The organism is Ruegeria sp. BHSC223, assembly GCF_059613025.1.
In genome coordinates, this window is sequence record NZ_JBXWRR010000002.1 from 365840 (window position 1) to 391403 (window position 25564).

At 61.9% G+C, this 25564-nt stretch carries 27 protein-coding genes; 12 read left to right on the forward strand and 15 right to left on the reverse strand.

Annotation, left to right across the window (positions count from 1 at the left end; translation table 11 throughout):
* The first annotated feature begins 25 nt into the window (after positions 1-25).
* From AC2FNY_RS05740 to AC2FNY_RS05780, 9 genes are all read left to right on the forward strand, one after another.
* Positions 26-589: a NifU family protein gene (locus AC2FNY_RS05740; RefSeq protein WP_234137277.1), complete on the forward strand. Its 564-nt coding sequence runs from the start codon at positions 26-28 to the stop codon at positions 587-589.
* Complete coding sequence (gene tsaB, locus AC2FNY_RS05745; RefSeq protein ID WP_496801888.1) at positions 579-1169, forward strand: tRNA (adenosine(37)-N6)-threonylcarbamoyltransferase complex dimerization subunit type 1 TsaB; 591 nt, start codon at positions 579-581, stop codon at positions 1167-1169. Before AC2FNY_RS05740 ends, tsaB begins: the two co-directional genes overlap by 11 nt.
* Positions 1166-1579, forward strand: a complete 414-nt coding sequence (locus AC2FNY_RS05750) for a GNAT family N-acetyltransferase (RefSeq protein ID WP_496801889.1) — start codon at positions 1166-1168, stop codon at positions 1577-1579. The genes tsaB and AC2FNY_RS05750 overlap by 4 nt, the downstream gene beginning before the upstream one ends.
* Positions 1580-1738: 159 nt before the next feature.
* Positions 1739-2737 carry a BMP family lipoprotein gene (locus tag AC2FNY_RS05755; RefSeq protein WP_234137274.1) on the forward strand — a complete coding sequence of 333 codons (999 nt, stop codon included), beginning with the start codon at positions 1739-1741 and terminating at the stop codon, positions 2735-2737.
* Between the two features lie 123 nt (positions 2738-2860).
* Complete coding sequence (locus tag AC2FNY_RS05760) at positions 2861-4390, forward strand: ABC transporter ATP-binding protein (protein ID WP_496801890.1); 1530 nt, start codon at positions 2861-2863, stop codon at positions 4388-4390.
* The gene (locus AC2FNY_RS05765) at positions 4390-5484 is read left to right on the forward strand and encodes an ABC transporter permease (RefSeq protein WP_234142587.1); all 1095 of its coding nucleotides are present in this window, start codon (positions 4390-4392) and stop codon (positions 5482-5484) included. The genes AC2FNY_RS05760 and AC2FNY_RS05765 overlap by 1 nt, the downstream gene beginning before the upstream one ends.
* The gene (locus AC2FNY_RS05770; RefSeq protein ID WP_234137271.1) at positions 5484-6449 is read left to right on the forward strand and encodes an ABC transporter permease; all 966 of its coding nucleotides are present in this window, start codon (positions 5484-5486) and stop codon (positions 6447-6449) included. Before AC2FNY_RS05765 ends, AC2FNY_RS05770 begins: the two co-directional genes overlap by 1 nt.
* A 91-nt stretch (positions 6450-6540) precedes the next feature.
* Positions 6541-7461: a sulfite exporter TauE/SafE family protein gene (locus AC2FNY_RS05775; RefSeq protein WP_234137270.1), complete on the forward strand. Its 921-nt coding sequence runs from the start codon at positions 6541-6543 to the stop codon at positions 7459-7461.
* Between the two features lies 1 nt (position 7462).
* Positions 7463-8236, forward strand: coding sequence for a TIGR02186 family protein (locus AC2FNY_RS05780; protein WP_234162790.1), 774 nt, complete (start codon positions 7463-7465; stop codon positions 8234-8236).
* Positions 8237-8238: 2 nt separating this feature from the next.
* On the opposite strand, the gene AC2FNY_RS05785 is transcribed toward AC2FNY_RS05780, so the two are convergent.
* From AC2FNY_RS05785 to AC2FNY_RS05815, 7 genes are all read right to left on the reverse strand, one after another.
* Positions 8239-8967 carry an SDR family oxidoreductase gene (locus AC2FNY_RS05785; RefSeq protein WP_234142584.1) on the reverse strand — a complete coding sequence of 243 codons (729 nt, stop codon included), beginning with the start codon at positions 8965-8967 and terminating at the stop codon, positions 8239-8241.
* Positions 8964-10499: an ATP-dependent DNA helicase gene (locus AC2FNY_RS05790; protein WP_234176331.1), complete on the reverse strand. Its 1536-nt coding sequence runs from the start codon at positions 10497-10499 to the stop codon at positions 8964-8966. Before AC2FNY_RS05790 ends, AC2FNY_RS05785 begins: the two co-directional genes overlap by 4 nt.
* 59 nt (positions 10500-10558) lie before the next feature.
* Entirely contained in the window at positions 10559-11197 is a 639-nt protein-coding gene (locus AC2FNY_RS05795; RefSeq protein WP_234137542.1) for an acyl-homoserine-lactone synthase, read from the reverse strand.
* 82 nt (positions 11198-11279) lie between these two features.
* Positions 11280-11999, reverse strand: coding sequence for a helix-turn-helix transcriptional regulator (locus tag AC2FNY_RS05800; protein WP_234162791.1), 720 nt, complete (start codon positions 11997-11999; stop codon positions 11280-11282).
* Positions 11938-12156 carry a hypothetical protein gene (locus AC2FNY_RS05805; protein WP_234137265.1) on the reverse strand — a complete coding sequence of 73 codons (219 nt, stop codon included), beginning with the start codon at positions 12154-12156 and terminating at the stop codon, positions 11938-11940. Before AC2FNY_RS05805 ends, AC2FNY_RS05800 begins: the two co-directional genes overlap by 62 nt.
* 213 nt (positions 12157-12369) lie before the next feature.
* Positions 12370-13656, reverse strand: a complete 1287-nt coding sequence (gene ccrA, locus AC2FNY_RS05810) for a crotonyl-CoA carboxylase/reductase (protein WP_496801891.1) — start codon at positions 13654-13656, stop codon at positions 12370-12372.
* Between the two features lie 110 nt (positions 13657-13766).
* A complete protein-coding gene (locus AC2FNY_RS05815) occupies positions 13767-15167 on the reverse strand; it encodes a 1-acyl-sn-glycerol-3-phosphate acyltransferase (RefSeq protein ID WP_234137263.1) in 1401 nt (466 codons plus the stop codon).
* Between the two features lie 149 nt (positions 15168-15316).
* Here AC2FNY_RS05815 and AC2FNY_RS05820 point away from each other — a divergent pair, with 149 nt between their 5' ends.
* The 3 genes from AC2FNY_RS05820 (at position 15317) to deoD (ending at position 18471) form a co-directional block, all read left to right on the forward strand.
* Positions 15317-17317 carry a protein meaA gene (locus AC2FNY_RS05820; RefSeq protein ID WP_234142577.1) on the forward strand — a complete coding sequence of 667 codons (2001 nt, stop codon included), beginning with the start codon at positions 15317-15319 and terminating at the stop codon, positions 17315-17317.
* Between the two features lie 110 nt (positions 17318-17427).
* The gene (locus AC2FNY_RS05825) at positions 17428-17745 is read left to right on the forward strand and encodes an H-NS histone family protein (protein ID WP_234137261.1); all 318 of its coding nucleotides are present in this window, start codon (positions 17428-17430) and stop codon (positions 17743-17745) included.
* 15 nt (positions 17746-17760) lie between these two features.
* Positions 17761-18471, forward strand: coding sequence for a purine-nucleoside phosphorylase (deoD, locus tag AC2FNY_RS05830; RefSeq protein ID WP_496801892.1), 711 nt, complete (start codon positions 17761-17763; stop codon positions 18469-18471).
* Positions 18472-18554: 83 nt separating this feature from the next.
* On the opposite strand, the gene AC2FNY_RS05835 is transcribed toward deoD, so the two are convergent.
* From AC2FNY_RS05835 to sdhC, 8 genes are all read right to left on the reverse strand, one after another.
* The gene (locus tag AC2FNY_RS05835) at positions 18555-19400 is read right to left on the reverse strand and encodes an urea carboxylase-associated family protein (protein ID WP_496801893.1); all 846 of its coding nucleotides are present in this window, start codon (positions 19398-19400) and stop codon (positions 18555-18557) included.
* An 80-nt stretch (positions 19401-19480) separates the two neighbouring features.
* On the reverse strand, positions 19481-20656 hold the full coding sequence (locus tag AC2FNY_RS05840; protein WP_496801894.1) for a type III PLP-dependent enzyme: 1176 nt from the start codon (positions 20654-20656) through the stop codon (positions 19481-19483).
* 420 nt (positions 20657-21076) lie between these two features.
* Positions 21077-21229 carry a hypothetical protein gene (locus tag AC2FNY_RS05845; RefSeq protein ID WP_234137257.1) on the reverse strand — a complete coding sequence of 51 codons (153 nt, stop codon included), beginning with the start codon at positions 21227-21229 and terminating at the stop codon, positions 21077-21079.
* 179 nt (positions 21230-21408) lie between these two features.
* Positions 21409-22188 carry a succinate dehydrogenase iron-sulfur subunit gene (locus tag AC2FNY_RS05850; RefSeq protein WP_234137256.1) on the reverse strand — a complete coding sequence of 260 codons (780 nt, stop codon included), beginning with the start codon at positions 22186-22188 and terminating at the stop codon, positions 21409-21411.
* Positions 22189-22219: 31 nt separating this feature from the next.
* Positions 22220-22819, reverse strand: coding sequence for a sulfotransferase (locus AC2FNY_RS05855; protein WP_234165622.1), 600 nt, complete (start codon positions 22817-22819; stop codon positions 22220-22222).
* A 124-nt stretch (positions 22820-22943) separates the two neighbouring features.
* Complete coding sequence (gene sdhA / locus AC2FNY_RS05860) at positions 22944-24749, reverse strand: succinate dehydrogenase flavoprotein subunit (RefSeq protein ID WP_238904165.1); 1806 nt, start codon at positions 24747-24749, stop codon at positions 22944-22946.
* A gap of 16 nt (positions 24750-24765) precedes the next feature.
* Positions 24766-25137 (reverse strand): succinate dehydrogenase, hydrophobic membrane anchor protein, encoded by a 372-nt coding sequence (gene sdhD / locus AC2FNY_RS05865; protein WP_011046120.1) that lies wholly within the window; start codon positions 25135-25137, stop codon positions 24766-24768.
* A gap of 12 nt (positions 25138-25149) precedes the next feature.
* Entirely contained in the window at positions 25150-25536 is a 387-nt protein-coding gene (sdhC, locus tag AC2FNY_RS05870; RefSeq protein WP_234165621.1) for a succinate dehydrogenase, cytochrome b556 subunit, read from the reverse strand.
* Between the last annotated feature and the right edge of the window lie 28 nt (positions 25537-25564).

Below are 25564 nucleotides of genomic sequence, written 5' to 3' on the forward strand. Positions count from 1 at the left end.
AGGGGAGCGATAAGGAATTCCGACCATGTTCATCCAGACCGAATCGACCCCGAACCCGGCAACGCTGAAATTCCTGCCCGGACAGACCGTTCTGGAAGCAGGCACCGCCGATTTCCCCTCGGCCGACGCCGCCGAGAAATCACCATTGGCCGCGCGCATCTTTGCTGTCTCCGGGGTGACCGGTGTTTTCTTCGGCAATGATTTCGTGACCGTGACCAAGGCCGAAGGCGTCGAATGGGACCATATCAAACCCGCGATCCTGGGCGCGGTGATGGAGCATTACCAGTCCGGCCAGCCGGTGATGGGCGCCGATGCACAGGCCGCCTCGGGCCATGCCGAACATAGCGGCGAGGATGCAGAGGTCGTGACCCAGATCAAGGCGCTTCTGGACAGCCGGGTGCGCCCGGCGGTGGCACAGGACGGTGGCGATATCACGTTCCACGGCTTTGACCGGGGCGTGGTCTATCTGCACATGCAGGGCGCCTGTGCGGGTTGCCCCTCTTCGACGCTGACCCTGAAAATGGGGATCGAGAACCTGCTGCGCCACTACATCCCCGAAGTGACCGAGGTGCGCCCCGTTGCCGTCTGACCCGGTCATTCTGGCATTCGACACATCGGCCGCGCATTGCGCGGCCGCTTTGCTGGTGGGCGATCGGATCGTTGCCGCCACCGTCGAAGAGATGACGCGCGGTCAGGCCGAGCGGCTGATGCCCCTGCTCGAAGAGATGCTGCGAGAAGCGGGATTGGGCTGGCGCGACCTTGATGCCATCGGCGTCGGCATCGGGCCGGGCAACTTCACCGGTATCCGCATTTCCGTTTCCGCCGCGCGTGGCCTGGCACTGGGACTCGGCATTCCCGCAGTCGGGGTCGACGGGTTCGAAGCCCGTGTGCCGCTGACGTTGCCGGGGATCTGGCCCGCGATTCCGGCGCCGCGCGATCAGGTCTATTTGATGCCCGAAGGTGGCACGGCACAACTCATGCCCCGGCAAGAGGCCGAGGCGTTTGGGCTGCTTCAGACCGAATACGCTCCCAACCAGCTGGCAGAGGCCATCGCCCGGACCACCGCCACCCGCTGGCGCGATACCACGACTCCACCCGCCCCGCTATATGTCCGCCCGGCGGATGCGGCGCCCTCGCGCGACCGGCCTCCGGTGTTGCTCGACCCATGACACCGGCGGACCTGGCCCGGCTGCATGGCCGCGCCTTCACCCAGTCGCGCCCCTGGAGCGAGGCGGAATTCGCGACGCTGCTTGGCAACCCGTACAACCATCTGGTCGGCGATAACCGCTGCTTCGCCCTGTTTCAGCTCATCGCGGATGAGGCCGAGCTGTTGACCATTGCCACCGACCCTGTCTACCGCCGTCAGGGGCTGGCACGCGCCTGCATGAATGAGTGGCAGATACAGGCGGCGCATGCCGGCGCAACGCGCGCCCTGCTTGACGTCGCGGCCGATAACGACCCGGCCATTGCACTCTACACCGCCTGCGGCTATGCGCCCTGCGGTCTGCGCCGGGGCTATTACCGGCGTCCGAGTGGAGAGACAGCCGATGCCATCGTGATGGAGCGCCCCCTGCCCTGACGGCAAGCGCCGCATTCTCGGACCAAGCGGTCAAAAAGCGGTTGACCGGCAGGGTTGCAACCGTCCTTAATTACCAGCATCACAGCAGTTCTGCTCGCTTTGAGCGGGGTGACTGGTCCGACCACCACCCCGGGAACAAAAAACCAACGGGAGTATAAGATGACCCTGATGAAATCCCTGATGGGAGCCGCCGCAGCGATGGCGCTGACCGCGGGCGCCGCCCTGGCCGAACCGGCCCTGATCTTTGATCTGGGCGGCAAGTTCGACAAGTCGTTCAACGAGGCCGCATTCAACGGCGCCCAACGCTGGGCCGAGGAAACCGGCGGCAGCTTCCGCGAGATCGAACTGCAATCGGAGGCCCAGCGCGAGCAGGCGCTGCGCCGCTTTGCCGAGGCAGGCGCCAACCCGGTCATCACCATGGGCTTTGCCATGGCCGACCCGCTGAGCGCCGTTGCTGCGGACTATCCCGACACAAAGTTCGTCGCGGTCGACGTGACCTGGCTTGACGCGCCCAATATTCGCCAGATCGGCTTTGCCGAACACGAAGGCTCGTATCTGGTCGGCATGATGGCGGCGATGGCTTCGAAATCGGGCACCGTGGGCTTTGTCGGCGGCATGGACATTCCGCTGATCCGCCACTTTGGCTGCGGCTATGCCCAGGGCGCCAAGGCGGTGAACCCCGATGTCAAGATCGTGGCCAACATGACCGGCACTACCCCGGCCGCATGGAACGACCCGGTGAAGGGCTCGGAACTGACCAAGGCGCAGATCAGCCAGGGCGCTGATGTGGTCTATGCCGCTGCTGGCGGCACCGGTGTCGGCGTGCTGCAAACCGCAGCCGACGAGGGCATCCTGTCGATCGGCGTCGACAGCAACCAGAACCACCTGCATCCCGGCAAGGTGCTGACCTCGATGCTGAAACGCGTCGACGTGGCCGTCTATGACGCGATGAAGGCGGGCGAAAACCTCGAAACCGGCGTCTTCAACATGGGTCTGGCCGAAGAGGGCGTGGGCTATGCGCTGGATGACAACAACGCCGCGCTGATCTCGGACGAGATGAAGGCCGCAGTTGATCAGGCCCGCCAGGACATCATCGACGGCAAGCTGAGCGTGGTGAGCTATTACGAGAACGACAGCTGCCCCGCACTGAAGTTCTGATCCAGATCGCGGGCCGGACCTTCCGGCCCGCATTCACCCGGCGCTCCTCCGGCCCTGCGGGCCATCCTTGCGAAAACGCCCGCCCGGGCGGATGAGCGCCCTTTCGGCCATCGAGGACAAGACATGACCGTCCCCGCCATCGAGCTCAAAGGGATTTCCAAATCCTTTGGGCCTGTGCAAGCAAACAAGGACATCTCGATCAGCGTCGCCCCCGGCACCATTCACGGTATCATCGGCGAAAACGGTGCGGGCAAGTCCACCCTGATGAGCATCCTTTACGGCTTCTACAAGGCCGACAAGGGCGAGATATGGATCAACGGCAAGAAGACCGAGATCCCTGACAGCCAGGCGGCCATTGCTGCCGGGATCGGCATGGTGTTCCAGCATTTCAAGCTGGTCGAGAATTTTACCGTGCTGGAAAACATCATTCTGGGCGCCGAGGATGGCGGGTTGCTGAAACCCTCGCTGGCCAAGGCCCGCCGCACCCTGGCCGAGCTGGCCGCCGAATACGAGCTGAATGTCGACCCCGATGCGGTGATCGAAGAGATCGGCGTCGGTATGCAGCAGCGGGTCGAGATCCTCAAGGCGCTGTATCGTCAGGCCGAAATCCTGATTCTGGACGAGCCGACCGGCGTGCTGACCCCGGCCGAAGCCGATCAGCTGTTCCGCATCCTTCACCGGCTCAAGGATGAGGGTAAGACGATCATCCTGATCACCCACAAGCTGCGCGAGATCATGGAGGCGACCGATACCGTCAGCGTGATGCGGCGGGGCGAGATGACCGCCACCGTCAAGACGGCCGAGACCAGCCCCGAACATCTGGCCGAGTTGATGGTGGGCCGCAAGGTGTTGCTGCGTGTCGACAAGGTGCCCGCCAAACCCGGCAAGCCGATCCTGGAAATCGAAAACCTGCGCGTAACCGATGACAAGGGCGTCGAACGGGTCAAGGGCATCGACCTGACCGTGCGCGCGGGCGAGATCCTGGGCATCGCCGGCGTCGCAGGGAATGGGCAGTCGGAACTGCTCGAGGTGCTGGGCGGCATGCGACCGGGCAGCGGCGCGATCCGGCTGAACGGCGCCCCGCTGCCGCTGAGCGGACCCGGGTCCGACGCGCGCGCCCGCCGTGCCGCCCATGTGGCCCATGTCCCCGAGGACCGCCAGCGCGAAGGGCTGATCATGGAATTCCACGCCTGGGAAAACGTCGCCTTTGGCTATCACCACGATCCGGCCTATCAATCCGGCATCTTCATGAACAACGCCGCCCTGCGCGCCGATACCGAGCGCAAGATCGAGAAATTCGATGTTCGCCCCGCCGATGGCTGGCTGGCGGCCAAGAATTTCTCGGGCGGCAACCAGCAAAAGATCGTCGTGGCGCGCGAGATCGAGCGCAATCCCGACCTGTTGCTGGTCGGTCAACCGACGCGTGGCGTCGATATCGGCGCCATCGAGTTCATTCACAAGCAGATCGTCGCCCTGCGCGATCAGGGCAAGGCGGTGCTGCTCGTCTCGGTCGAGCTGGAGGAGATCTTTGGCCTCGCCGATCGCATCGCCGTAATGTTCGACGGCCATATCATGGGTGAACGCCTGCCCGACGAGACGGATGAAAAGGAACTCGGCCTGCTCATGGCCGGTGTCAACGGGGAGGCCGCCTGATGGACAAGATGCCCAAATGGGCCGATGTGGTGCTGATCCCGCTGATCAGCCTGATCCTGGCCGCGATCCTGTCGGCGCTGGTGATCCTTGGCATCGGCGAAGACCCGGTGGCCGCCGTCAACATGATGGTATCGGGGGCGCTGGGGTCGACCTATGGCTGGGGCTACACGCTCTATTACGCCACCAACTTCATGTTCACCGGCCTGGCCGTGGCCGTCGCCTTTCATGCGCGCCTGTTCAATATCGGCGGTGAAGGGCAGGCGATGCTGGGCGGGCTTGGTGTGGCGATGATCTGCCTTTACATCCCCTGGCCGCATTGGACCATGGCGCTGTTGGCCGCCTGCGCGGCCTCGATGCTGTTCGGTGCCGTCTGGGCCGCGATCCCGGCCTATCTGCAAGCGCGCCGAGGCAGCCATATCGTGATCACCACGATCATGTTCAACTTCATCGCTGCGGCCTTGCTGAACTATATGCTGGTCAACGTGATGCGGCCCGATGGGTCGATGGACCCGGCCAGCGAACGCTTTCCGGCCGCCGTGCATCTGCCCACCCTGCATGAGCTGTTGGCCCCGATCGGCATCAGCTTTTCCAAGGCGGCGCCGGCAAACGTGTCTTTGCTGGTTGCGGTGCTGGCCTGCGTCGTGGTCTGGGCGCTGATCTGGCGCACCCGGCTGGGATATGAAATCCGCGCCTATGGCCATTCCGAGAGCGGCGCGCTTTATGCCGGGATCTCGCCCTTCAAGATCACCATGGTCGCCATGCTGATCTCGGGCGCGCTGGCCGGGCTGATGGCCACCAACAACGTGATGGGCGAGGCCGAGCGGCTGGTCCTGAACTCGACCGAGGGCGCCGGTTTCATCGGGATCGCCGTGGCGCTGATGGGGCGCAGCCACCCGTTCGGGGTGTTTCTGGCCGCGATCCTGTTCGGCTTTCTCTATCAGGGCGGCGCTGAACTAGCTCTGTGGACCAATATCCCGCGCGAGTTGATTGTGGTGATCCAGGCGCTGGTGATCCTGTTCACCGGGGCGCTGGACAACATGGTGCGGATGCCGCTGGAGAAAGTCTTCCTGGCCCTGCGGAAAGGCAAAGCGTGATGGATTTCCTGACGATCATCCAGGTGCTCGACTCGACGATCCGCCTGTCAACGCCGCTGTTGCTCGCCTGTCTGGCCGGGCTCTATTCCGAACGGGCGGGCATTTTTGACATCGGGCTTGAGGGCAAGATGCTGATGGCCGCATTCTTTTCCGCGGCCGTTGCGGCGGTCAGCGGCTCGGTCCTGCTGGGCCTTCTTGCCGGGATCGCCTCGTCTCTGGTGCTGGCGGGGTTGCATGGGCTGGCCTCGATCACCTTTCGCGGCAACCAGCTGATTTCCGGGGTCGCGATCAACTTTCTCGCCGCTGGCATGACCGTTCTGGTGGCGCAGGACTGGTTCAAGCAGGGCGGGCGCACGCCGTCGCTGTTCGGTGGCGCCCGATTCGAACCGATCGACTGGCCACTGGCCGAAACGCTGAGCGGCATCCCCGTTCTGGGTCCGATCTATGCCGAACTGCTGTCGGGCCATTCGGTGCTGGTCTATCTGGCGTTTTTGGCGGTGCCCGGCACCTGGTGGCTACTTTATCGCACCCGTTTCGGCCTGCGCCTGCGCGCGGTGGGTGAGAACCCGGCCGCTGTCGATACTGCCGGCGTCTCGGTCGTGGGGCTGCGCTATGCGGCGGTGATGATCTGCGGCGTGCTCTGCGGCATTGCCGGCGCCTATCTGGCAACCGCATTGCAGGCCGGGTTCGTCAAGGACATGACCGCCGGGCGCGGCTTTATCGCGCTGGCTGCGCTGATCTTTGCCAAATGGCGCCCGCTGCACGCGATGTGGGCCTGCCTGCTGTTCGGGTTGCTGCAAGCCATTGCGCTCAGGTTCCAGAACATCGACCTGGGCGGCGTGGTGATCCCGGTGCAGGTGATGGACGCCCTGCCCTATATCCTGACGGTGGTGATCCTGGCCGGATTCGTCGGCAAGGCGATTCCCCCGCGCGCAGGCGGCGAACCCTATGTGAAAGAGCGGTGATAGGGCCAGTTCCCCGGGGAATTTCGGTCCTGTTCGCTGCAAAGCGGCATTCCCCGTTGATTTGACGGGGCATGCCGGTTTAACAAAAAACATGCAGATATACCTTCCCATTGCCGAGGTTTCGGTCAACGCGTTCCTGCTGCTGGGCCTCGGCGGCATGGTCGGCATCCTGTCGGGCATGTTCGGGGTTGGTGGCGGCTTTTTGATGACGCCCTTGCTGTTCTTCATCGGCATCCCGCCCGCTGTGGCGGTGGCGACCGAAGCGAACCAGATCGTCGCCTCGTCCTTTTCGGGGGTTCTGGCGCATTTCCGAAGGCGTACGGTCGATTTCAGGATGGGAACGATCCTGCTGATCGGCGGCCTGACGGGTGCGGCGCTGGGCGTGGTCCTGTTCAACTACCTTAAGAGCCTGGGCCAGGTCGATCTGCTGGTAAAGCTCTGTTATGTCGTCTTTCTGGGCATCATCGGCGGGCTGATGTTCATCGAAAGCCTGAATGCCATCCGCAAATCCCGCAAGTCAGGTGGCACAGTGCCGAAACGGCGCCAGCGTGGCTGGATCCATGCGATGCCGTTCAAGATGCGGTTCCGCACCTCGGGCCTCTATATCTCGGTTATCCCGCCTGTGGTGGTCGGTCTGCTGGTCGGGGTGCTGTCAGCAATCATGGGGGTCGGGGGCGGCTTTATCATGGTGCCCGCGATGATCTATCTGCTGGGCATGCCGACCAAGGTCGTGGTGGGCACCTCGCTGTTCCAGATCATCTTTGTCACCGCATTCACCACCATGCTGCATGCTACCACCAACTACACGGTTGACGTGGTGCTTGCGGTGCTGCTGCTGATCGGGGGCGTGATCGGAGCTCAGATCGGAACGGTGATCGGCGCCCGGATGAAGGCCGAACAGCTGCGCATCCTGCTGGCTGGGCTGGTTCTGGCGGTCTGTGCGAAACTGGCCCTTGACCTGTTGCTGATGCCCAGCGAGCTTTTCTCGCTTGGCGCCTCGGGGGGGCACTGAGATGCGCCGCATCGTTCTTGCCACTCTGCTGGCGCTGGTGATGCCGCTGATGGCCACGGCCACCGAAGAACAAGTGGTACTTGGCCTGAGCCGTGACCGCGTTGCGATCACCGCCGACTTTGACGGTTCAGACATCCTGATCTTTGGCGCGGTGAAGCGCGAGACACCGATCCCGCAGGGCGATCCGCTTCAGGTGATCGTGGCGGTGTCGGGTCCTTCGACCCCGGTGCTGGTTCGCCGCAAAGAAAAGAAGCTGGGAATCTGGGTCAACACCGACAGCGTTCTGGTGGATTCAGCCCCCAGTTTCTATGCCGCCGCGACCAGTGCGCCGTTCAGCCAGGCCCTGAGCGATACCGAGGACCTGCGCCACAAGGTGTCCATCAAGCGGGCAATCCGCTCGGTCGGCGCCGACATGAACATCGCCGACGCGCAAGAGTTTACCCGGGCCGTTGTTCGCATTCGCCAGAACGAAGGGCTGTATTCCATCCGCGAGAACACCGTTGCCGTGGATGAACAGACCCTGTTCCGGACCGAGATCGACATGCCCGCCAACCTGACCGAGGGCGAATATGTCGCGCGTATCTTCCTGACTCGCGGCGGCAAGGTGGTTTCGAACTTCCAAACCACGATCGATGTGCGAAAGGTGGGGCTGGAACGGTTCCTGTTCAATCTGGCGCATCAGCAACCGGTTCTGTACGGGCTGATGTCTCTGGCCATTGCCATCGCCGCCGGATGGGGCGCCTCTGCCGCCTTCCGCGCGCTGCGCGGAACCTAGACTCAGCCGCGCCCGACATAGGGCATCGTGGTCGCCATCACCGTCATGAACAGGACATTCGCCTCGGGCGGCAGGGTCGCCATATGCAGAACCGAGCGGGCCGCATCCATGACCGCCATCGACGGATCGGGCGTGCGGCCTTCGGCCAGCGCCCTTTCGTTCAGGCCCCGCACCATATCGGTCTGGGCATTGCCGATGTCGATCTGTCCCGCCGCGATGCCAAAGGCGCGGCCATCCAGTGACAAGCTGCGGGTCAGACCGGTGATCGCATGCTTTGTCGTGGTGTAGTGGATCGAGTTCGGCCGAGGTGCATGGGCGGCAATCGACCCGTTATTGATGATCCGACCACCCTGTGGCGCCTGCCCTCGCATCCAGGCAAAAGCGGCTCGGGCGCAAAGGAACATGCCGTTCAGGTTCACATTGACGGTTGTGAACCAGTCATCGAGAGCGATTTCGTCTATGGTGCCGCCCGGCGCAAAAATGCCCGCATTGTTGAACAGCACGTCGAGCCGCCCGACCCTGCCCTGAAACCGGTCAAAGGCCCGCTCGACCAACTGCGGATCGGTCACATCTGCCACCAGAGGAACCGCACGGTCGTGACCTGCCGCGATTTCCTCCAGCATCTCGCCACGCCGAGCCAGCAATCCCACGGTCCACCCTTCGCCAAGGAACAGCTCGGCGGTGGCGCGCCCGATGCCGGAACTGGCACCGGTGATCAGGATGGTTCTCATGCCTCTTGCTCCTCTTCCAGCGTCAGCACCGGCGCGGCGGCCTGCCGCAGATCATCGACCCGCAGCGGATAGGTCGGTTTCGACAGGCGATTGCGCACCACCCAGATCAGCCGTTCCTGCGCACGGGTGATTGCCACATAGGCCAGTCGTTTCCAGAGGGGTTGCCCCGCCTCGACGCGTCCGGCGCGGGCAGCGGCATAGATGTCAGGGGCAAAGACCTGCACCGTCTCCCATTGCGACCCCTGCGCCTTGTGGATGGTCACCGCCGCCCCGTGCAGGAACGTCGCGCCCATGCGGGCCGCGAAAGGGATGAACGGCTCCTCTTCATCGGGCTTCTCGATCTTGACGATCGAGGCGGCGCTGACTTGCGGATCTTCGGCACCCATCACATGCAGGCGCGAGAAACCCGGTTTGCGGCCGGGGCCCAGATAGATCACCTGCGCCCCCTTGATCAGGCCGCGCGCTTCGAGGTCGAGCCGTTTCTTACGGTGTTTGAGCGGCAACTCGATCCCGTCGCAGATCAGCGGTTCACCCTCCAGAAGTTCTGTCTCGGGCGCACCGTGGACCGAGCGAAAGGCGTTGATCAGGCGAATCCGAGTGGCGTTACGCCAGACCAGGACCGGACTGCGGGCCATCAGGTCGACCTCGACCCTGCCGCCCCAGACGACGCGGTCGTCCTGACGGGCCTTGTCCTCGACCATGCGCTCGAAGGCCTCGAAATCGACTGCCGGATCGGCCAGGGCATGGGCCAGATCCAGGATCGGGCTGTCGGCCTCTTGCCGGTGAATGCGGCTGAGCGTCAGCTTGCGCGGTTCGGGCAATGCATCGAACACCATCGATCCGGACTGGTTGACCGGTGCCAGCTGCGCCGGGTCACCGAACAGGATCAGGGTGGGAAAGATCTCTTTCAAATCCTCGAACTGGCGGTCGTCCAGCATCGACGCCTCGTCGATGAATCCGATATCCAGAGGTTCCTCACGGCGCTTCCAGCCGGTGATGAAATCAGACCCGCGCAGCCCCGCCGCTGCTAGCGCGCCGGGAATCGATGTGTTGCGCGCGTAAAACGCCGCCGCCCGGTCCAGCGCTGCGTCGCTCAACCCCTCGATCTCGGGCCGGTCGCCATTGCCAGCCAGCCATTCGGCGATACGCTCGTAGTCGGGATCATAAACCGGAGTATAGAGGATACGATGGATCGTGGTCGCAGGCACCCCGCGCAGGCGTAGAACACTGGCGGCCTTGTTGGTCGGGGCCAGTATCGCGAGCGTGCGCCGGTCCTTGCTTTTGCGCCCCTCGTAGTCGCCCGAAACGACCTGTACCCCGGCTTCGGTCAGCGCCTTGCAGAGTTCGGCCAGCAACAGGGTTTTGCCCGAACCCGCCTTGCCGATCACCGCCATCACCCCGGTCTTGCCCCCGCCGGGCGGGCGCAGCAGCGCATCATCGTCCAGATCGACCCCGGCCGCGCGCAGCAGCTCGGCTATGGCGTCAAAGGCATTGGCCTGATCATCGGAGTAGGTAACAGCATTTGTGGTCATGGCGCGACCCTACAGTCGGGGGCCGCGCCGTGCCAGAGAGGACCGGTCCGTGACGGGAATTATCCCGCCCGGGCAAAGCGGCGACGGTTCACCTTGCCAAAGGCGCGATTGAACCAGAGCCGCGAGAGTTCGCGCGGGACACCCGCCCGTTCGGCTACCCGCGCACAATCGGCGGGCGAAAACGGCCATAGACCTACCGAAACCCGGTCGCGGCCTTCGCCCTCGCTGCCCAGTATCTCGGGCGACGAGCCGATCAATCGATAAATTCGGATCATTCGCTCATCAAAGACACCGGCGATATGCGTCAGGCCGAAACCCTCCATCACCTCGCCCCCACTGAGCATGATCGCGCCAGCAACGCGCGAACTGGCCCTCCGCGAGAGACAGAAGCGCGTGACTTCCCAGATCATCGGGCTGCAGATCGGGCTACCCCCGGTCAGGTGACCAAACACATCGTTGATCATCACAGGGCCAGTCGTAGGCAGAAACCGCATGGAGCCTCCATGGCTTCCATCGGGTTCCTCCCAGATGACATAGAGCGGGTTAAGCTCGTCGTACTGATCGCGCTCTTCCCCATCTTCGTTGACATGTACATCCCATCCAAGGCGCGTCTTGAACTGGTCCGCGCGATCCAAAAACATGGATTTCGCTAGTTTCGGGTATTGGTGCAATTCATCCGCATACAAATAGCGCAGCATTTGTTTGTTCCCTTGCCGTCCGATATGGAACAAAAGGGGTACGTACAAATGGTTAAAATCTGGTCAGTAGTGCGAGCGCCGTTCAAACTACAATAAGACCGCGACTCATTGCGGTAGCTATCGCGTGGGTTGTGTTAAGTGCCCCAAGTTTGAAACGAGCACTTTCGATATAGACCCGCAATGTATGTTCCGAGATTGACAATGAATGCGCCACCTGCGCTCGGCTATAGCCCAGTGCCAGCAAAGTCATCGCATCGACTTCACGCGGAGACAGGTTGCGGAGCTGGTCCGGTTGGCGCGATCTCTCGAACTCCAGCGCCTTGCGGTTGAAAAAATGAGCGATAAGGATCAGATCGCGCCCGTACGTTTCGGTAAACTCGGACCAGACCGCGTCATCGCAGACATGGTTCACGGTAAAGAGGGCGAACTGCCCGTTTGGACCTCGGATCGGAATCGAGTAACCCTGATTTCCAACCCCGTGTTCCAGCGCATCCTGCAAGAACGCTTTGGCAACCTTGCCTGACCAGTCGAGCCGCTTCCAGTCTACCGGGTGAAACCTTTGAAAACATCCCAGAATCACCGGGTCTATCCGGTGATAGTTCTTTTCCAGGTACCGTTCCTGCCAGGCTTGAGGATAGGTTGCACATCCATATTGATCGCCTGCGCTGTCAACCCAATGATAGACGATGTGGTCAATTTCGAGCGTATCGCGCAGTTTGACGGTAACCCTTTCGAGGTCTTCAAGCGCGCTGGTGGCGTCCAAGTCCTCCAAAATCGGGTTCAGGTTGACCTTTCTGCCCATGGGTCGGTGACAGCGCCTCTTCTCTCTTGGACGCGATCTCGGCCGCAGCAACGATCTTGGTGTCGTCGAGCTGCTCGGCCAGGGCACTCAAGCCATTCGCGTTGGCGAAGGTTTTGAGGTCCGACAGGACGTCCAGTATCCACTCAGTTTGCGGCATCAGAGTCTCTCCGAAACGGTTAACGAAAGGTTAACACAACTATAGCATGTGCGGCTTGTGGGTGAAAATTCACTGCTTTCCACTCCCCAAAAGTAGCGAGGTGGCAATTTCTAACCTCCTGATACCCCGTGGCCGTGTCCCGCAAACGCAAATGGCCCGCGAACCATAGCGGTGATTCGCAGGCCATGATGTCAGCCAGTTCTGTCGGTTGGGTTAATCGCGGGCGTCCAGCACCTCTTCCAACGTGCGCAGACCGGTGCGGGGCGCTTGCACCAACACCGACATGTTGCCGGGTTTGTGCTCGTTGCGCAGCATCTTCATATGCGCCTCGGGCAGGTCGGCCCAGGTGAAAACCTCGGACATGCAAGGATCAAGCCGGCGCTCCAACATCAACCGGTTGGCAGCGGCGGCCTGCTTAAGATGGGCAAAGTGCGACCCCTGCAAACGCTTCTGGTGCATCCACATATAACGGACGTCAAAGGTGCAGTTGAACCCGCTGGTCCCGGCACAGATCACCACCATGCCACCCTTTTTCACCACCAGCGACGACACCGGGAAGGTCGCCTCGCCAGGGTGTTCAAAGACCATGTCGACACTCACACCCTTGCCGGTGATGTCCCAGATCGCCTTGCCGAACTTGCGCGCCTCTTTTAGCCAAGCGGCATATTCGGGCGTGTTGACCGTGGGCAACTGGCCCCAGCAGTTGAAGTCCTTGCGATTGATCACGCCCTTGGCGCCCAGTCCCATGACGAAGTCGCGCTTGTCCTCGTCCGAGATCACACCGATCGCATTGGCGCCAGCGGTGTTGATCAACTGGATCGCATAGGACCCCAGACCGCCCGATGCGCCCCAGACCAGCACGTTCTGGCCCGGTTGCAGGTCATGCGGCGGGTGGCCGAACAGCATCCGGTAGGCGGTTGCGAGGGTCAGGGTGTAACAGGCGCTTTCTTCCCAGGTCAGATGCTTGGGGCGCGGCATCAGCTGCTGTGCCTGCACACGGGTGAACTGGGCAAACGACCCGTCAGGGGTCTCGTAGCCCCAGATCCGCTGGCTGGGCGAATACATCGGATCGCCACCGTTGCATTCCTCGTCGTCGCCATCATCCTGGTTGCAGTGGATCACGACTTCGTCGCCGACCTTCCAACGCTTGACCTTGTCGCCCACCGCCCAGACGATGCCCGAGGCATCCGAACCGGCAATGTGATAGGGCTGCCCATGGCCGTCGAACGGGCTGATGGGCTTGCCCAGCGCCGCCCAGACGCCGTTGTAGTTGACGCCCGCGGCCATCACCAGAACCAGCACATCGTGGCTGTCAAGCTCGGGGATATCGACCACTTCCTGCTGCATGGCGGAGTTGGGCTCGCCATGGCGCTCGCGACGGATCGCCCATGCATACATCTTCTTGGGCACATATCCCAGCGGCGGGATCTCACCCATCTCATAGAGGTCTTTTTCGGGCGCCTCGTAAGACGCGATACCGCTGTCGGTGTCCAAAGCCATGGTGGCCTCCTTTTACGATCTCTTTGCCGCAACGCAGAATCGCGGCCCTCAGCATGACCTACAAACGGTCACGCAACATTGCAATAGCAATTGACCAATGTTTTGAAATTTTATGACCCTGCAATCGCAGAAAGTTCTGCTGCATATGCAGCGCCGCCATCCATCAGATGTGCAATCGAGGCCGCGTAATAGGCCAACAGGTCCTGCCGCTCGGTACCCGGACCAAAGCGGCCATCACTCTCGACCAGGATGCGCCGCTCGATCAACTGCCGCAGCCCCACTTCGATCGCATAGTGGCGGTCGTCGCGCGGCATATGGATATGTGCATGCGGCAACGCAGCAAGGGCATGATCGAACCCTGCGGCCAAAGCACTGCGGGTCATCGGCCCGTTTTGCTGGATCAGCCAGGCCACCAGCGGCACCGGAAGCACCGGAACAACAGCCCCGATACGCGCCATCAGTTCGCGTGCCAGCGGTACTGTCGGGTCTCCCTTGGCCTTGGTTCGAAACCCGGACAAAGACAGTGGCCTGCCGAAACTGACAGCCGCATAGCCAAAGCGGTGAAACCGTCCGGTGATCCGCCACCAGAACTGCTTGAGAAACCAGATCGTGATCACGCCAATCCGCGCGCGAAAACGGCGCTCTCCGCGGCTGGCAGCCGCTGTCAGGATCGTGTCCTCGAGCACGCGGTCATAGTTGATCGACACGGGAACAAAGACCACATCGCGCCCAGCCGGGTCGGCGCCGTCTACGATGTATTTCAGCAGACCCAACTTGGGCCGCCCCAACCCGCCCGACAGGCTGAGCCCGCCTTCGGGAAACATTGCCTGTGTCACGCCCGCCTCGGTCGCATGGCGGACATAGGCGGCCAGCACCTTGCGGTAGAGGTCGCTGCGCGATCTACGGCGGATGAAATAGGCGCCCATCGCCCGGATCAGCCGGCTGAGCGGCCAGACCCGCGCCCATTCGCCCACCGCATAGCTGAGCGCGGATTGCTCGGCGGCAAGATAGGTGACCAGAACGTAATCCATGTTGCTGCGATGATTCATCACAAAAACAACAGTCGCCTCGGGGTCGATGCCGCGCAGCGCCTCGGCGTCCACATGGCCCAGCCGGACGCGGTAAAGCGCGTTAGAGAGAAAGCGTGCCAACCGGATTGCAAAACTGAAATAGGTAAAGGCCGAAAAGCCCGGAACGATCTCGCGCGCATAGCGTCGCGCCTGCTCGAAGGCCACCGCTTCGGGGATACCTTCGTCGCGAGCCTGGTCACGCACGGCACGCGCCACCTCTGGATCGTAGATCAGCCGCTGGATCATGTCGTGACGGCGGGCCAGCTTGAAGGGTTGGATCGGTCGGGCCAACCGCGTGTTCAACCGGGCAACCGCGCGTTCCAGCCTGCGGCGGAAAAACCAGCGGACTGATGGGAAAAGAAAGTGCGAGGCGAAGGTGACCGCGGCAAACAGCACGATCAGCACGAATAGCCAAAGCGGGAGTTCCACGGTCTGCGTCATTCCGGCACACTGCCACCAATCGCGGCCCCTCACAATCGAATGATGCGAGATGGCTTCGCCGCAATGCAGCGAATTGACATGTCCCGAAAATTGCGATTTAGAACCCTCTAGCGAAACTTTGTTACCGAAGCAGAATCGAGAGGCCGTCCATGTCGCAGATGCAAAAAGACCGTCAGACTGCAAACTCCGACCGCAAGGCGGACCGTCCCTGGCTGATCCGCACCTATGCCGGCCATTCGACCGCCAAGGCCTCGAACACGCTCTATCGCAATAACCTGTCCAAGGGGCAGACCGGCCTTTCGGTGGCCTTCGACCTGCCGACGCAGACCGGCTATGACAGCGACCACGTGCTGGCGCGTGGCGAGGTGGGCAAGGTCGGTGTGCCGATCTGCCACCTGGGCGACATGCGGGTGCTGTTTGACCAGATCCCGTTGGAACAGATGAATACCTCGATGACGATCAACGCCACGGCGCCTTGGCTGCTGGCGCTCTATATCGCGGTGGCCGAAGAACAGGGCGCGGATGTCTCGAAACTGCAAGGTACGGTTCAGAACGACCTGATCAAAGAGTATCTCTCGCGCGGCACCTATGTGTGTCCGCCGAAACCGTCGCTCAAGATGATCGCGGATGTGGCCGAATATTGCTACACCAACGTGCCGAAATGGAACCCGATGAACGTGTGTTCCTATCACCTGCAAGAGGCGGGCGCGACACCGGAACAGGAACTGGCCTATGCGCTGGCCACCGCCATCGCGGTACTCGACGAGTTGAAACCGCGTGTCCCCGCCGAAGACTTCCCGGCGTTGTGTGGCCGCATCTCATTCTTTGTGAATGCAGGCATCCGCTTTGTCACCGAGATGTGCAAGATGCGCGCCTTTGTCGATCTGTGGGACGAGATTCTGGAAAGCCGCTATGGCGTCAACGACCCGAAGTTCCGCCGTTTTCGCTATGGGGTGCAGGTGAACTCGCTGGGCCTGACCGAGCAGCAGCCGGAAAACAACGTCTACCGCATCCTAATCGAAATGCTGGCCGTGACCCTGTCGAAGAAGGCCCGCGCGCGCGCCGTGCAGCTGCCCGCCTGGAACGAGGCACTGGGCCTGCCCCGCCCCTGGGACCAGCAATGGTCGATGCGGATGCAGCAAATTCTGGCCTACGAAACCGACCTGCTGGAATATGGCGACCTCTTTGACGGCAACCCGGTCGTGGATGCCAAGGTCGAAGAGCTGAAGGCGGGAGCGCGGGCGGAACTTGCCAATCTCGACTCGATGGGCGGTGCGGTTGCCTCGATCGAATACATGAAATCGCGTCTGGTCGATTCCAATGCCGAACGCCTGAACCGGATTGAGCGCAACGAAACCGTAGTGGTTGGCGTCAACCGCTGGACCGAAGGCGAACCCTCGCCCCTGCAGACCGAGGATGGCGGTATCATGGTCGTCGATCCGGCGGTCGAACAGGAACAGATTGCGCGGCTGGATAGCTGGCGCGCCGAACGCGACGATGCGGCGGTGGCGGCGGCGCTGGAGGCGCTGCGCGCCGCGGCCCGGACCGGAGCGAACGTGATGGAACCCTCGATCGCGGCGGCGCGGGCCGGGGTCACCACCGGCGAATGGGCCGAAGAAATGCGCAAGGCCTATGGCACCTATCGCGGCCCTACCGGTGTATCCGGATCGGTCTCGAACAAGACCGAAGGCTTGGAAGACCTGCGCGCGGCGGTGGACGCGGTCAGCGACCGGTTGGGCCGTCGCCTGAAATTCCTTGTGGGCAAGCCCGGGCTGGACGGTCATTCCAACGGCGCCGAGCAGATTGCCTTTCGCGCCCGCGACTGTGGCATGGATATCAGCTATGACGGTATCCGCCTCACGCCCGAGGAACTGGTCACCTCGGCGCTCGAGCAACAGGCCCATGTAGTCGGCCTGTCGATCCTGTCGGGCAGTCATCTGCCGCTGGTCGAAGAGGTGATGGATCGCATGCGCCTCGCCGGTCTGGCACATATCCCGGTAATCGTTGGCGGCATTATCCCTGACGAGGACGCCCAAAAATTGCGCGCAATGGGGGTTTCCAAGGTCTATACACCCAAGGATTTCGAATTGAACGGAATTATGGGTGATATCGTGACGCTGGTGAGAGACACCGAAATAGCGGCGGAATAAATTCGCTGCTCTAAAAAAATGATGCTGAAACGCGTCTTTGTCTGTGCTTAATGTGGCGCGATTGGCGCCACGTTTTTTTGCGCTCAATAGAACTCAAAAAGGAACACAGGATGGGACACGATCTTAGCGGCATGACGCGTAAGGAACTGATCAACCTAAGGGACAAGGTTGATGCAGCCATCAAAACCGCCGAACAACGCGAACGTCAGGAAGCCCTGAAAGCGGCGGAAAAAGCGGCAGCCGAATTCGGCTTTTCATTGGCTGAATTGTCCGGTGAAACACGGAAGTCGACCAAAGGGACCAAGGCCCAGCCCAAATACCGTAATCCCGCCAATCCGGAACAGACCTGGTCGGGCCGCGGACGCAAACCGCAATGGGTGCATGATGCCATTCAGAGCGGCGCAGATATCTCCGATCTGGAAATCTGAGCGGATTCTGGGGAAATGACGATCCATATTGGCGCCAAGGCTGGCGAAATCGCGGAAACCGTTCTTTTACCCGGCGATCCCTATCGCGCGAAATGGGCGGCCGAAACGTTCCTGGATAATCCGGTTCTGGTAAATGAGGTTCGGGGCATGTTGGGGTTTACCGGCATGTGGCGCGGAAATCGGGTAACCATTCATGGGTCCGGGATGGGCATGCCGTCACTGTCGATCTATGCCAACGAACTGATCCGCGATTTTGGGGCAAAAACGCTGATCCGGATCGGTTCCTGCGGGGGGATGCAAGACAGTGTCGAGGTGCGGGACGTGATCCTGGCGATGACAGCCTCGACGCTTGGCACGCCGTCACGCGGCATCTTTCGCGAGTTGAACTTTGCCCCCTGCGCCGATTGGTCCCTGCTGCACGCAGCGGCGCGTGCCGCCGAAACAAAAGGCGTGCGGACCCATGTGGGCGGCATCTATTCGTCGGACGTGTTCTATGACGAGCGGCCCGATCTGAACGAACAGATGGTGCGCCACGGCGTGCTGGGGGTCGAGATGGAGGCGGCAGAGCTGTACATTCTGGCGGCACGGCATAAATGCCGGGCGCTGGCGGTGCTGACGGTTTCCGACCATTTGCTGACCGGGGCCGCCCTGCCCAGCGCAGAGCGCGAAACCAGCTTTGGCGACATGGTCGAGATCGCGCTGCACGCGGCCTTTCCCGACGCCTGAACCGAAAAGAAAAAAAAGGCGGCTCTCTGGGGCCGCGTTTTTCATGCGCTCATCCCGCCCTGTCGGGCTGTTTCCGCACAAGCCTATCGCCCGTGGCTACGATCATAGCCATTGACCGACGGACTGGACCAATCGCCAAGCGCGCCCTCTGCTGGCGTAAAGATCTCTACCAGAAGCGGGTGACAGGTTGCCGTGTCCGAGGAATGCTCGGACGAACAGTCGCCGCCGGGACAGGCGCTGAGATTGCCCAACAGGTCGATCTCGGCAAAGAATTCCAGATAATCCCCCGGTCGCACCGGCGAAGCCTTCATGAAATACTGCCCGGTATCGCGGGTGAAGCCGGTACACATGAACACGTTCAGAACGTCATGTACCAGCATCTCGGCATCGTGCAGCGGTAGCCCGGTATGGTCGGCCAGGGCGCGCGTCAGGTTCGAATGGCAGCAATGATGGTAGTGGTCGCCCGCCAGCAAATTGCCGGTATAGGGATCGCAGCGGGTGCCGATCACATCATGGACAGAACCACCAAATTGGTCGATCCCGTACCAGCCCAGGGTATCTTCGATGATCGTCGCCATCGGTCGCAGGTAGGGCAGATTCGACCACAACCGTTCACCGGTGGTAACGTGGGTACCGTGCAGGGCGCGTGTCTTGCCCGAGAAGAACCGCTCGCTCAGGTCATGCAGGTTGTGCAGGTTCAAGTCCCCCACCTGCGGCCCCTCGACGGAGCTGATGCGAAAGACCTGACCCGCCTTGACCTCGAAGCACCGCCCCTCGCGCGGCGGGACCAGCACCTCGTCCGTCTTGCGGGCAGACGCGCGCGCGGCGCGATAGAGATCCAGGTCGGGGCGAGGAAGACTGTCGTTGGGATAACAGATCACCGGCTTTACGGCGCGGCGAGCATCGGCATCGGCGGGGGTATCGGTCATCGGGCGGTCACCTGTCTGTTTGCCACCCCATAAAGCCGTCGGAACGGAGACGGCGCAAGACCGTCTCCGACAGCAGTGTCTCAGATCGCGACAACGTCAAGCGGTGGGAAACCGTTGAAACCGACGCTGGCATAGGTCGAGGTATAGGCTCCGCAGTTGCGGATCACGATGCGGTCGCCATCGCGCAGGCCCAGCGGCAGATGCACCATCTTCTTTTCATAGAGAACATCAGCACTGTCGCAGGAGGGACCGGCAAGAATACAGGGACCGGTCGGCTCGTGCTCGCGCTCGGTGAGGAACTGATAGCGGATCGCCTCGTCCATGGTTTCGGCCAGACCCGAGAACTTGCCGATATCCAGGTAAACCCAGCGGTGCAGGTCATTGGTGGATTTGCGCGAGACCAGCAGCACCTCGGCGGCAATCGCACCGGCTTCGGCCACCATGCCGCGGCCCGGCTCGGCCATGATCTGGGGAACGTCGCCGAACCGTTCGCTGATCAGGCGGATCACCTCGGCGGCGTAGAGTTCGGGCGCATCCACCTCCTGACCATAGAAGGCCGGGAAACCACCGCCGATATTGAGCAGGCTCAGTTCATGCCCTGCGGCGCGGGCGGCATGCCAGACAGCCGCCACCTGATCCAGCACCGGCACCCACATCTCGGCTCGCCGGGTTTGCGAGCCGACGTGGAAGGACAGGCCAACCGGGTCGAGGCCGACAGAGCGCGCGTAGTCGAGGACAGCGATGGCCTTGTCCGGCGCACAGCCGAATTTCCGGCTGAGCGGCCAGTCGGCCTCACAGGCCTCGACGATCATGCGGACATAGACCTGCGCGCCCGGCGCATGGGCTGCGATCTTGTTCAATTCGTCTTCCGCATCCGCGGCAAACAGAGTGATCCCCGCCGCATGCGCCCAGACTATATCGGCCGGTTTCTTGACCGTGTTGCCAAAGGAAATGCGGTCAGCCGAGGCCCCGGCGGCCAAGCACAGCTCGATCTCGGCACGCGAGGCGGCGTCGAAATTGCTGCCCAAGCGGGCCAGCGTCGACAGGATTTCCGGCAGCGGGTTCGCCTTGACCGCGTAGTGGATACGCGCGCGGCCAAGCCCTTGGGCCAGCGCGGCGAACTGGTGGGCGACGGCCTGGGTGTCGATCACCAGCGTCGGGCGATCGAAACGGTTGGACAGGATAAAGGTTTCGGCGCGGGACAGAGTCGCGCTTTCACAGGCCAGGGGCCCGGTTACAACTGCGTTCAAGGTCATCTCCAACAGACGCGGCAAAGCCGTGCGGCAAAAGTGGAGACGTTACCGTCGCTGCGTAACCATAGGGTGCGTCCCTTACGACAGAGGCGCGTGCGTTGGCGTCTTGAATCGCGATATCGGTCTAATGATGAGTCGTTTCAAGAGGAATTTCCAAAGCACGCAAATTTCTTCCTAGTCGGCTCTATTTGCTGTTTCAACGCAACAGGTTGGTGGCTTATCCACAGACCCCAAAACCTGACCTCCGCAATAGGCGCAAGTCCAGATTTCGCGATTTCGGTCAAACCGCCAGCGGCAGTTTCGGGTCAGAGTGGTGCTGCGGGCGCGCCAGAAGAAATAGGCAAAGACAACCAACGCCAAAAACAGAAGAAGGACGGGCATGACCCCGTCCTATCTTGTCAGTACCGCTTAGGCAATCTGCCCTCAGGCGGCATTGGCATATTGGAAGAGGTCGGGTTGCTCTTCCTTTGCAACCATGACTGGTTCGGGCACGTAGTAAGCCCAAGCCTGGTTAAGCAGGTCCAGCGCCTCTTGCGCGGGGATATGGGGTCTGGCGGGTTTGTTCGCGGTGTTCATGGGCGTCATCCTTTGCATCAGATTTGGCCCCTCCCTGCCGATCAAACTAAGCGCAAAGCACAGCGGATGCATCGGACAGTTGTGCAGACTGGCCATGCAGAAAGGGCAACACTTAATAGATCACCAAAAAAACGGGCCCGCCAAAGGAGGGCCCGCTGTTACCATGGGTATTGAACCGATCAGACCGTGCGTTCGACCATCATTTTCTTGATCTCGGCAATCGCCTTGGCCGGGTTCAGCCCCTTGGGGCAGGTCTTGGCGCAGTTCATGATCGTGTGACAGCGGTACAACTTGAACGGGTCTTCGAGGTTGTCCAGGCGTTCGCCCGTGGCCTCGTCCCGGCTGTCGATGATCCAGCGGTAGGCGTGCAGCAGCGCGGCGGGCCCCAGATAGCGGTCGCCGTTCCACCAATAGCTGGGGCACGAGGTCGAGCAGCTCGCGCACATCACACATTCATAAAGGCCATCCAGCTTCTTGCGATCCTCGATGGATTGCTTCCACTCCTTGGCCGGGCGGTTGGTCTTGGTCTCCAGCCAGGGCATGATCGAGGCGTGCTGGGCATAGAAATGGGTGAGATCCGGGATCAGGTCCTTGACCACCGGCATATGCGGCAGCGGATAGATTTTCACGTCGCCCTTGATCTCGTCCATGCCGTAAATGCAGGCCAGCGTGTTGATCCCGTCGATGTTCATCGCACAGGATCCGCAGATCCCTTCGCGGCAGGACCGGCGGAAGGTCAGCGTCGCATCGACCTTGTTCTTGATATAGATGAGAGCGTCCAGAACCATCGGCCCGCAATCGTCCATATCGACGAAATAGGTATCGACGCGCGGGTTCTGCCCATCGTCCGGATTCCAGCGATAGATCTGGAACTTGCGCAGATTGGTCGCGCCGTCCGGCTTGGGCCAGGTCTTGCCGGTGGTGATCCGGGAATTCTTGGGCAGGGTCAGTTGAACCATGTCAATCCTCCATTCGGCACTGGGCCGCCATTCAGCCTGTTTTGACCCGCTTGGGGGCCTTTTGATTGTAATGCCCCCAATGGGCGAGGTTTACGTCGAAATCCGGCGCGAGCCAATTGACCACGGCTCGCGGATCATCGCGGTCGATGTCGAAATACATGAATTGGGGGTTGCCCGCGAAATAACCCATGACCTCGGCATGATGTACGTCGTACATCTGCGCCCAACCCGACTTGACCTCGTCTTCGTCCTGGCCGTTGGCTTTGCAGCAGCGCTCCAAATAGGAGCCATCGGCATGTTGTGCCCTAGAGGCAAGCCAATCATCCTTGTCGCGGGTATTCAGCAGGAAATAAGCGTCGGGATACGCCTGATGCAGTTCGCGAAATAAGCGTGCGCAGTCCAGCATCATCCGGTGGCTGACAAACGCCATATCAGTAAAGGCACGCACCTCCCCGAAACCGTCCAGCGGTTTTCGACCCATCGCGATATTGGTCATCATCCTGAGGGCGATATTCTTGCCTTTACCATCCTGCCAGTGCACCGCCGGAATGCCGCTGTTTTGAAACAGCTTGTAGAATGTGGTGGTGGCGCACCGGTTGAGACCAATCAGGATGATCTTTGGGTCAGTCATCACAGCTCCCTTCGACTGCGCACAGCGATGACGGCCCGAAAACGGGCCGGGCCATAGTGGCAGGATATGAGCGCGGTGTCGGCCATGGGAACGGAGGACCGCCAAAGCGGTCCCTACCTCCTGTCTAGAAAGTCCGCGCCTTGGGCGCGATTTTCTTCAGGCTGATGCCACCCTGCTCTTCGGTGGTGAGCGGGTCGGTGATCACCGGGCGATAGCTCAGATCGACCTTGTTGCCCTCCACGCGCGACACGGTGTGAACGCGCCAGTTTTCGTCGTCGCGGGTCGGGAAATCCTCATGCGCATGGGCGCCACGGCTTTCCTTGCGCGCTTCGGCACCGACGATGGTGGCCAGCGCGCTGGGCATCAGGTTGGTCAGTTCCAGCGTTTCCATCAGGTCGCTGTTCCAGACCAGGCTGCGGTCGGTGACGCTCAGATCGTCCATCTTGGCCGCGATCGCGGTCATCTTTTCGACGCCCTCGGCCATGGTCTTGGCGGTGCGGAACACGGCGGCGTCGGCCTGCATGGTCTTCTGCATCTCCAGCCGCAACTCGGCGGTGGCGACATTGCCCTTGGCGTTGCGCAGCCCGTCGAACCGGTCAAACGCCTTTTCAACCGAGGCGAGGTTCAGCACCGGGTTCGGCGCCGCGGGGTCCACCACCTTGCCCGCGCGAATGGCCGAGGCACGGCCAAACACAACAAGGTCAATCAGCGAGTTCGAGCCGAGGCGATTGGCCCCATGCACCGAGGCGCAACCGGCCTCGCCCACGGCCATCAGGCCGGGCACGACGGCGGTCGGGTTGTCGGCGGTGGGGTTCAGCACCTCACCCCAATAGTTGGTCGGGATGCCGCCCATATTGTAATGCACGGTGGGCAGAACCGGGATCGGTTCCTTGGTCACGTCGACGCCCGCAAAGATCTTGGCGCTTTCCGAGATGCCCGGCAGGCGTTCGGCCAGCGCCTCGGCCGGCAGGTGGCTCAGGTTCAGGTGGATATGGTCGCCATCCTTGCCCACGCCACGGCCTTCGCGGATTTCCATGGTCATCGAGCGGCTGACATAGTCGCGCGGCGCCAGGTCCTTGTACTGGGGCGCATAACGCTCCATGAACCGTTCGCCTTCGGAGTTTGTGAGGTACCCGCCCTCGCCACGCGCGCCTTCGGTGATCAGGCAGCCCGAACCGTAAATCCCGGTCGGGTGGAACTGCACGAATTCCATGTCCTGCAGCGCCAGGCCGGCACGTGCCACCATGCCGCCACCGTCGCCGGTGCAGGTATGGGCCGAGGTTGCGCTGAAATAGGCGCGGCCATATCCGCCGGTTGCCAGCACCACCATCTTGGCGTTGAAGACGTGGAAGGTGCCGTCATCCAGCTTCCAGCAGACCACGCCCTGGCACTGACCGTCCTCGGACATGATCAGGTCGATGGCGAAATACTCGATATAGAATTCGGCGTTGTTCTTGAGGCTCTGACCATAGAGCGTATGCAGGATCGCGTGACCGGTGCGGTCCGCCGCTGCACAGGTGCGCTGCACGGGCGGGCCTTCTCCGAACTCGGTGGTGTGGCCGCCAAACGGGCGCTGATAGATCTTGCCCTCTTCGGTGCGCGAGAAGGGAACGCCATAGTGCTCCAGCTCGTACACCGCCTTGGGGGCTTCCCGCGCGAGGTATTCCATTGCGTCGGTATCGCCCAGCCAGTCCGACCCCTTGACGGTGTCGTACATGTGCCACTGCCAGTGGTCGGGCCCCATGTTCGACAACGACGCGGCAATCCCGCCCTGCGCGGCGACAGTGTGCGAGCGGGTCGGGAACACCTTGGTCACACAAGCGGTGCGCAGGCCCTGCTCGGCCATGCCCAGCGTGGCCCGCAGACCGGCACCGCCGGCGCCGACCACGACCACATCATATTCATGCGTTTCGTATTCGTAAGCAGCCATTGAAAAAGCTCCGGTCTTAAAGGGCGATGCGGGCGATGGCGAAAAGGCCGGTCGCAGCAGCGGCATAGGAAAGGCAGATCACCAGGATGATCAGGATTTTCTGCATCAGGCCATGCACGTAATCCTCGATCAGCACCTGGGCGCCGTCGGCGAAGTGTTTGAAACCGACGACCAGTGTCAGGGCGGCGACGATGGCCGGGAAGGGGCGCGAGAAATAGTCCAGCACCGCCTGGTGTGGCTCACCCAGCATCGGGCCGAAGGTAAAGACGAACAGCGGGATCAGGATCAGCAGGGCCACCGAGCTGACCTTCATCGCCCAGAAATGGGCGGTGCCCGTCTTGGCCGAGCCCATGCCAACGGCGCGTTTGCGGTCTGTGAGATAGCGCATCTTTGGCCTCCGTTACGCGATGACCAGAAGGGTCAGGATGGTGAGGACGACAGACCCGACCACAACGGCCCAGCCCAGTTTCTCGGCTGTCGGAAGGTCAAGGCCCAGCGCGTTGTCCCAGATCAGGTGCCGGATACCGGCCAGCGTGTGATACCACAGCCCCCAAAGCGACAGCGCCATCACCAGATCCCCGATCAGCGAGGTGACCACTGCATCGGCGACAGCGAAATACTCGGGCGAGGTCGCGGCGGCCAGGAACCACCAGACGATCAGCAACGCCGCAAGCAACAGCGCATTGCCCGTGATCCGCGTCAGGATCGAGGTGATCGAGGTCAGCTGCGGTCGATAGATCGAAAGATGCGGCGAAAGCGGGCGGTTACCCCGATTGACATCGGCCATGATGGCTCCTTTCCGTTGGCTGCGCTTG

Bases quoted from the DNA above. Each gene is read 5' to 3' on its own strand.
- AC2FNY_RS05795 (WP_234137542.1), bottom strand. From the start codon at position 11,197: ATGCTGCGCTATTTGTATGCGGATGAATTGCACCAATACCCGAAACTA.
- AC2FNY_RS05760 (WP_496801890.1), top strand. From the start codon at position 2,861: ATGACCGTCCCCGCCATCGAGCTCAAAGGGATTTCCAAATCCTTTGGG.
- AC2FNY_RS05780 (WP_234162790.1), top strand. From the start codon at position 7,463: ATGCGCCGCATCGTTCTTGCCACTCTGCTGGCGCTGGTGATGCCGCTG.
- AC2FNY_RS05800 (WP_234162791.1), bottom strand. From the start codon at position 11,999: ATGGGCAGAAAGGTCAACCTGAACCCGATTTTGGAGGACTTGGACGCC.
- AC2FNY_RS05765 (WP_234142587.1), top strand. From the start codon at position 4,390: ATGGACAAGATGCCCAAATGGGCCGATGTGGTGCTGATCCCGCTGATC.
- AC2FNY_RS05755 (WP_234137274.1), top strand. From the start codon at position 1,739: ATGACCCTGATGAAATCCCTGATGGGAGCCGCCGCAGCGATGGCGCTG.
- AC2FNY_RS05845 (WP_234137257.1), bottom strand. From the start codon at position 21,229: ATGAACACCGCGAACAAACCCGCCAGACCCCATATCCCCGCGCAAGAG.
- sdhA (WP_238904165.1), bottom strand. From the start codon at position 24,749: ATGGCTGCTTACGAATACGAAACGCATGAATATGATGTGGTCGTGGTC.
- AC2FNY_RS05855 (WP_234165622.1), bottom strand. From the start codon at position 22,819: ATGACTGACCCAAAGATCATCCTGATTGGTCTCAACCGGTGCGCCACC.
- AC2FNY_RS05740 (WP_234137277.1), top strand. From the start codon at position 26: ATGTTCATCCAGACCGAATCGACCCCGAACCCGGCAACGCTGAAATTC.
- AC2FNY_RS05835 (WP_496801893.1), bottom strand. From the start codon at position 19,400: ATGACCGATACCCCCGCCGATGCCGATGCTCGCCGCGCCGTAAAGCCG.
- ccrA (WP_496801891.1), bottom strand. From the start codon at position 13,656: ATGGCTTTGGACACCGACAGCGGTATCGCGTCTTACGAGGCGCCCGAA.
- AC2FNY_RS05785 (WP_234142584.1), bottom strand. From the start codon at position 8,967: ATGAGAACCATCCTGATCACCGGTGCCAGTTCCGGCATCGGGCGCGCC.
- AC2FNY_RS05775 (WP_234137270.1), top strand. From the start codon at position 6,541: ATGCAGATATACCTTCCCATTGCCGAGGTTTCGGTCAACGCGTTCCTG.
- AC2FNY_RS05850 (WP_234137256.1), bottom strand. From the start codon at position 22,188: ATGGTTCAACTGACCCTGCCCAAGAATTCCCGGATCACCACCGGCAAG.
- sdhC (WP_234165621.1), bottom strand. From the start codon at position 25,536: ATGGCCGATGTCAATCGGGGTAACCGCCCGCTTTCGCCGCATCTTTCG.
- AC2FNY_RS05820 (WP_234142577.1), top strand. From the start codon at position 15,317: ATGTCGCAGATGCAAAAAGACCGTCAGACTGCAAACTCCGACCGCAAG.
- deoD (WP_496801892.1), top strand. From the start codon at position 17,761: ATGACGATCCATATTGGCGCCAAGGCTGGCGAAATCGCGGAAACCGTT.
- AC2FNY_RS05805 (WP_234137265.1), bottom strand. From the start codon at position 12,156: ATGCCGCAAACTGAGTGGATACTGGACGTCCTGTCGGACCTCAAAACC.
- AC2FNY_RS05770 (WP_234137271.1), top strand. From the start codon at position 5,484: ATGGATTTCCTGACGATCATCCAGGTGCTCGACTCGACGATCCGCCTG.
- AC2FNY_RS05825 (WP_234137261.1), top strand. From the start codon at position 17,428: ATGGGACACGATCTTAGCGGCATGACGCGTAAGGAACTGATCAACCTA.
- AC2FNY_RS05750 (WP_496801889.1), top strand. From the start codon at position 1,166: ATGACACCGGCGGACCTGGCCCGGCTGCATGGCCGCGCCTTCACCCAG.
- AC2FNY_RS05815 (WP_234137263.1), bottom strand. From the start codon at position 15,167: ATGACGCAGACCGTGGAACTCCCGCTTTGGCTATTCGTGCTGATCGTG.
- AC2FNY_RS05790 (WP_234176331.1), bottom strand. From the start codon at position 10,499: ATGACCACAAATGCTGTTACCTACTCCGATGATCAGGCCAATGCCTTT.
- AC2FNY_RS05840 (WP_496801894.1), bottom strand. From the start codon at position 20,656: ATGACCTTGAACGCAGTTGTAACCGGGCCCCTGGCCTGTGAAAGCGCG.
- sdhD (WP_011046120.1), bottom strand. From the start codon at position 25,137: ATGCGCTATCTCACAGACCGCAAACGCGCCGTTGGCATGGGCTCGGCC.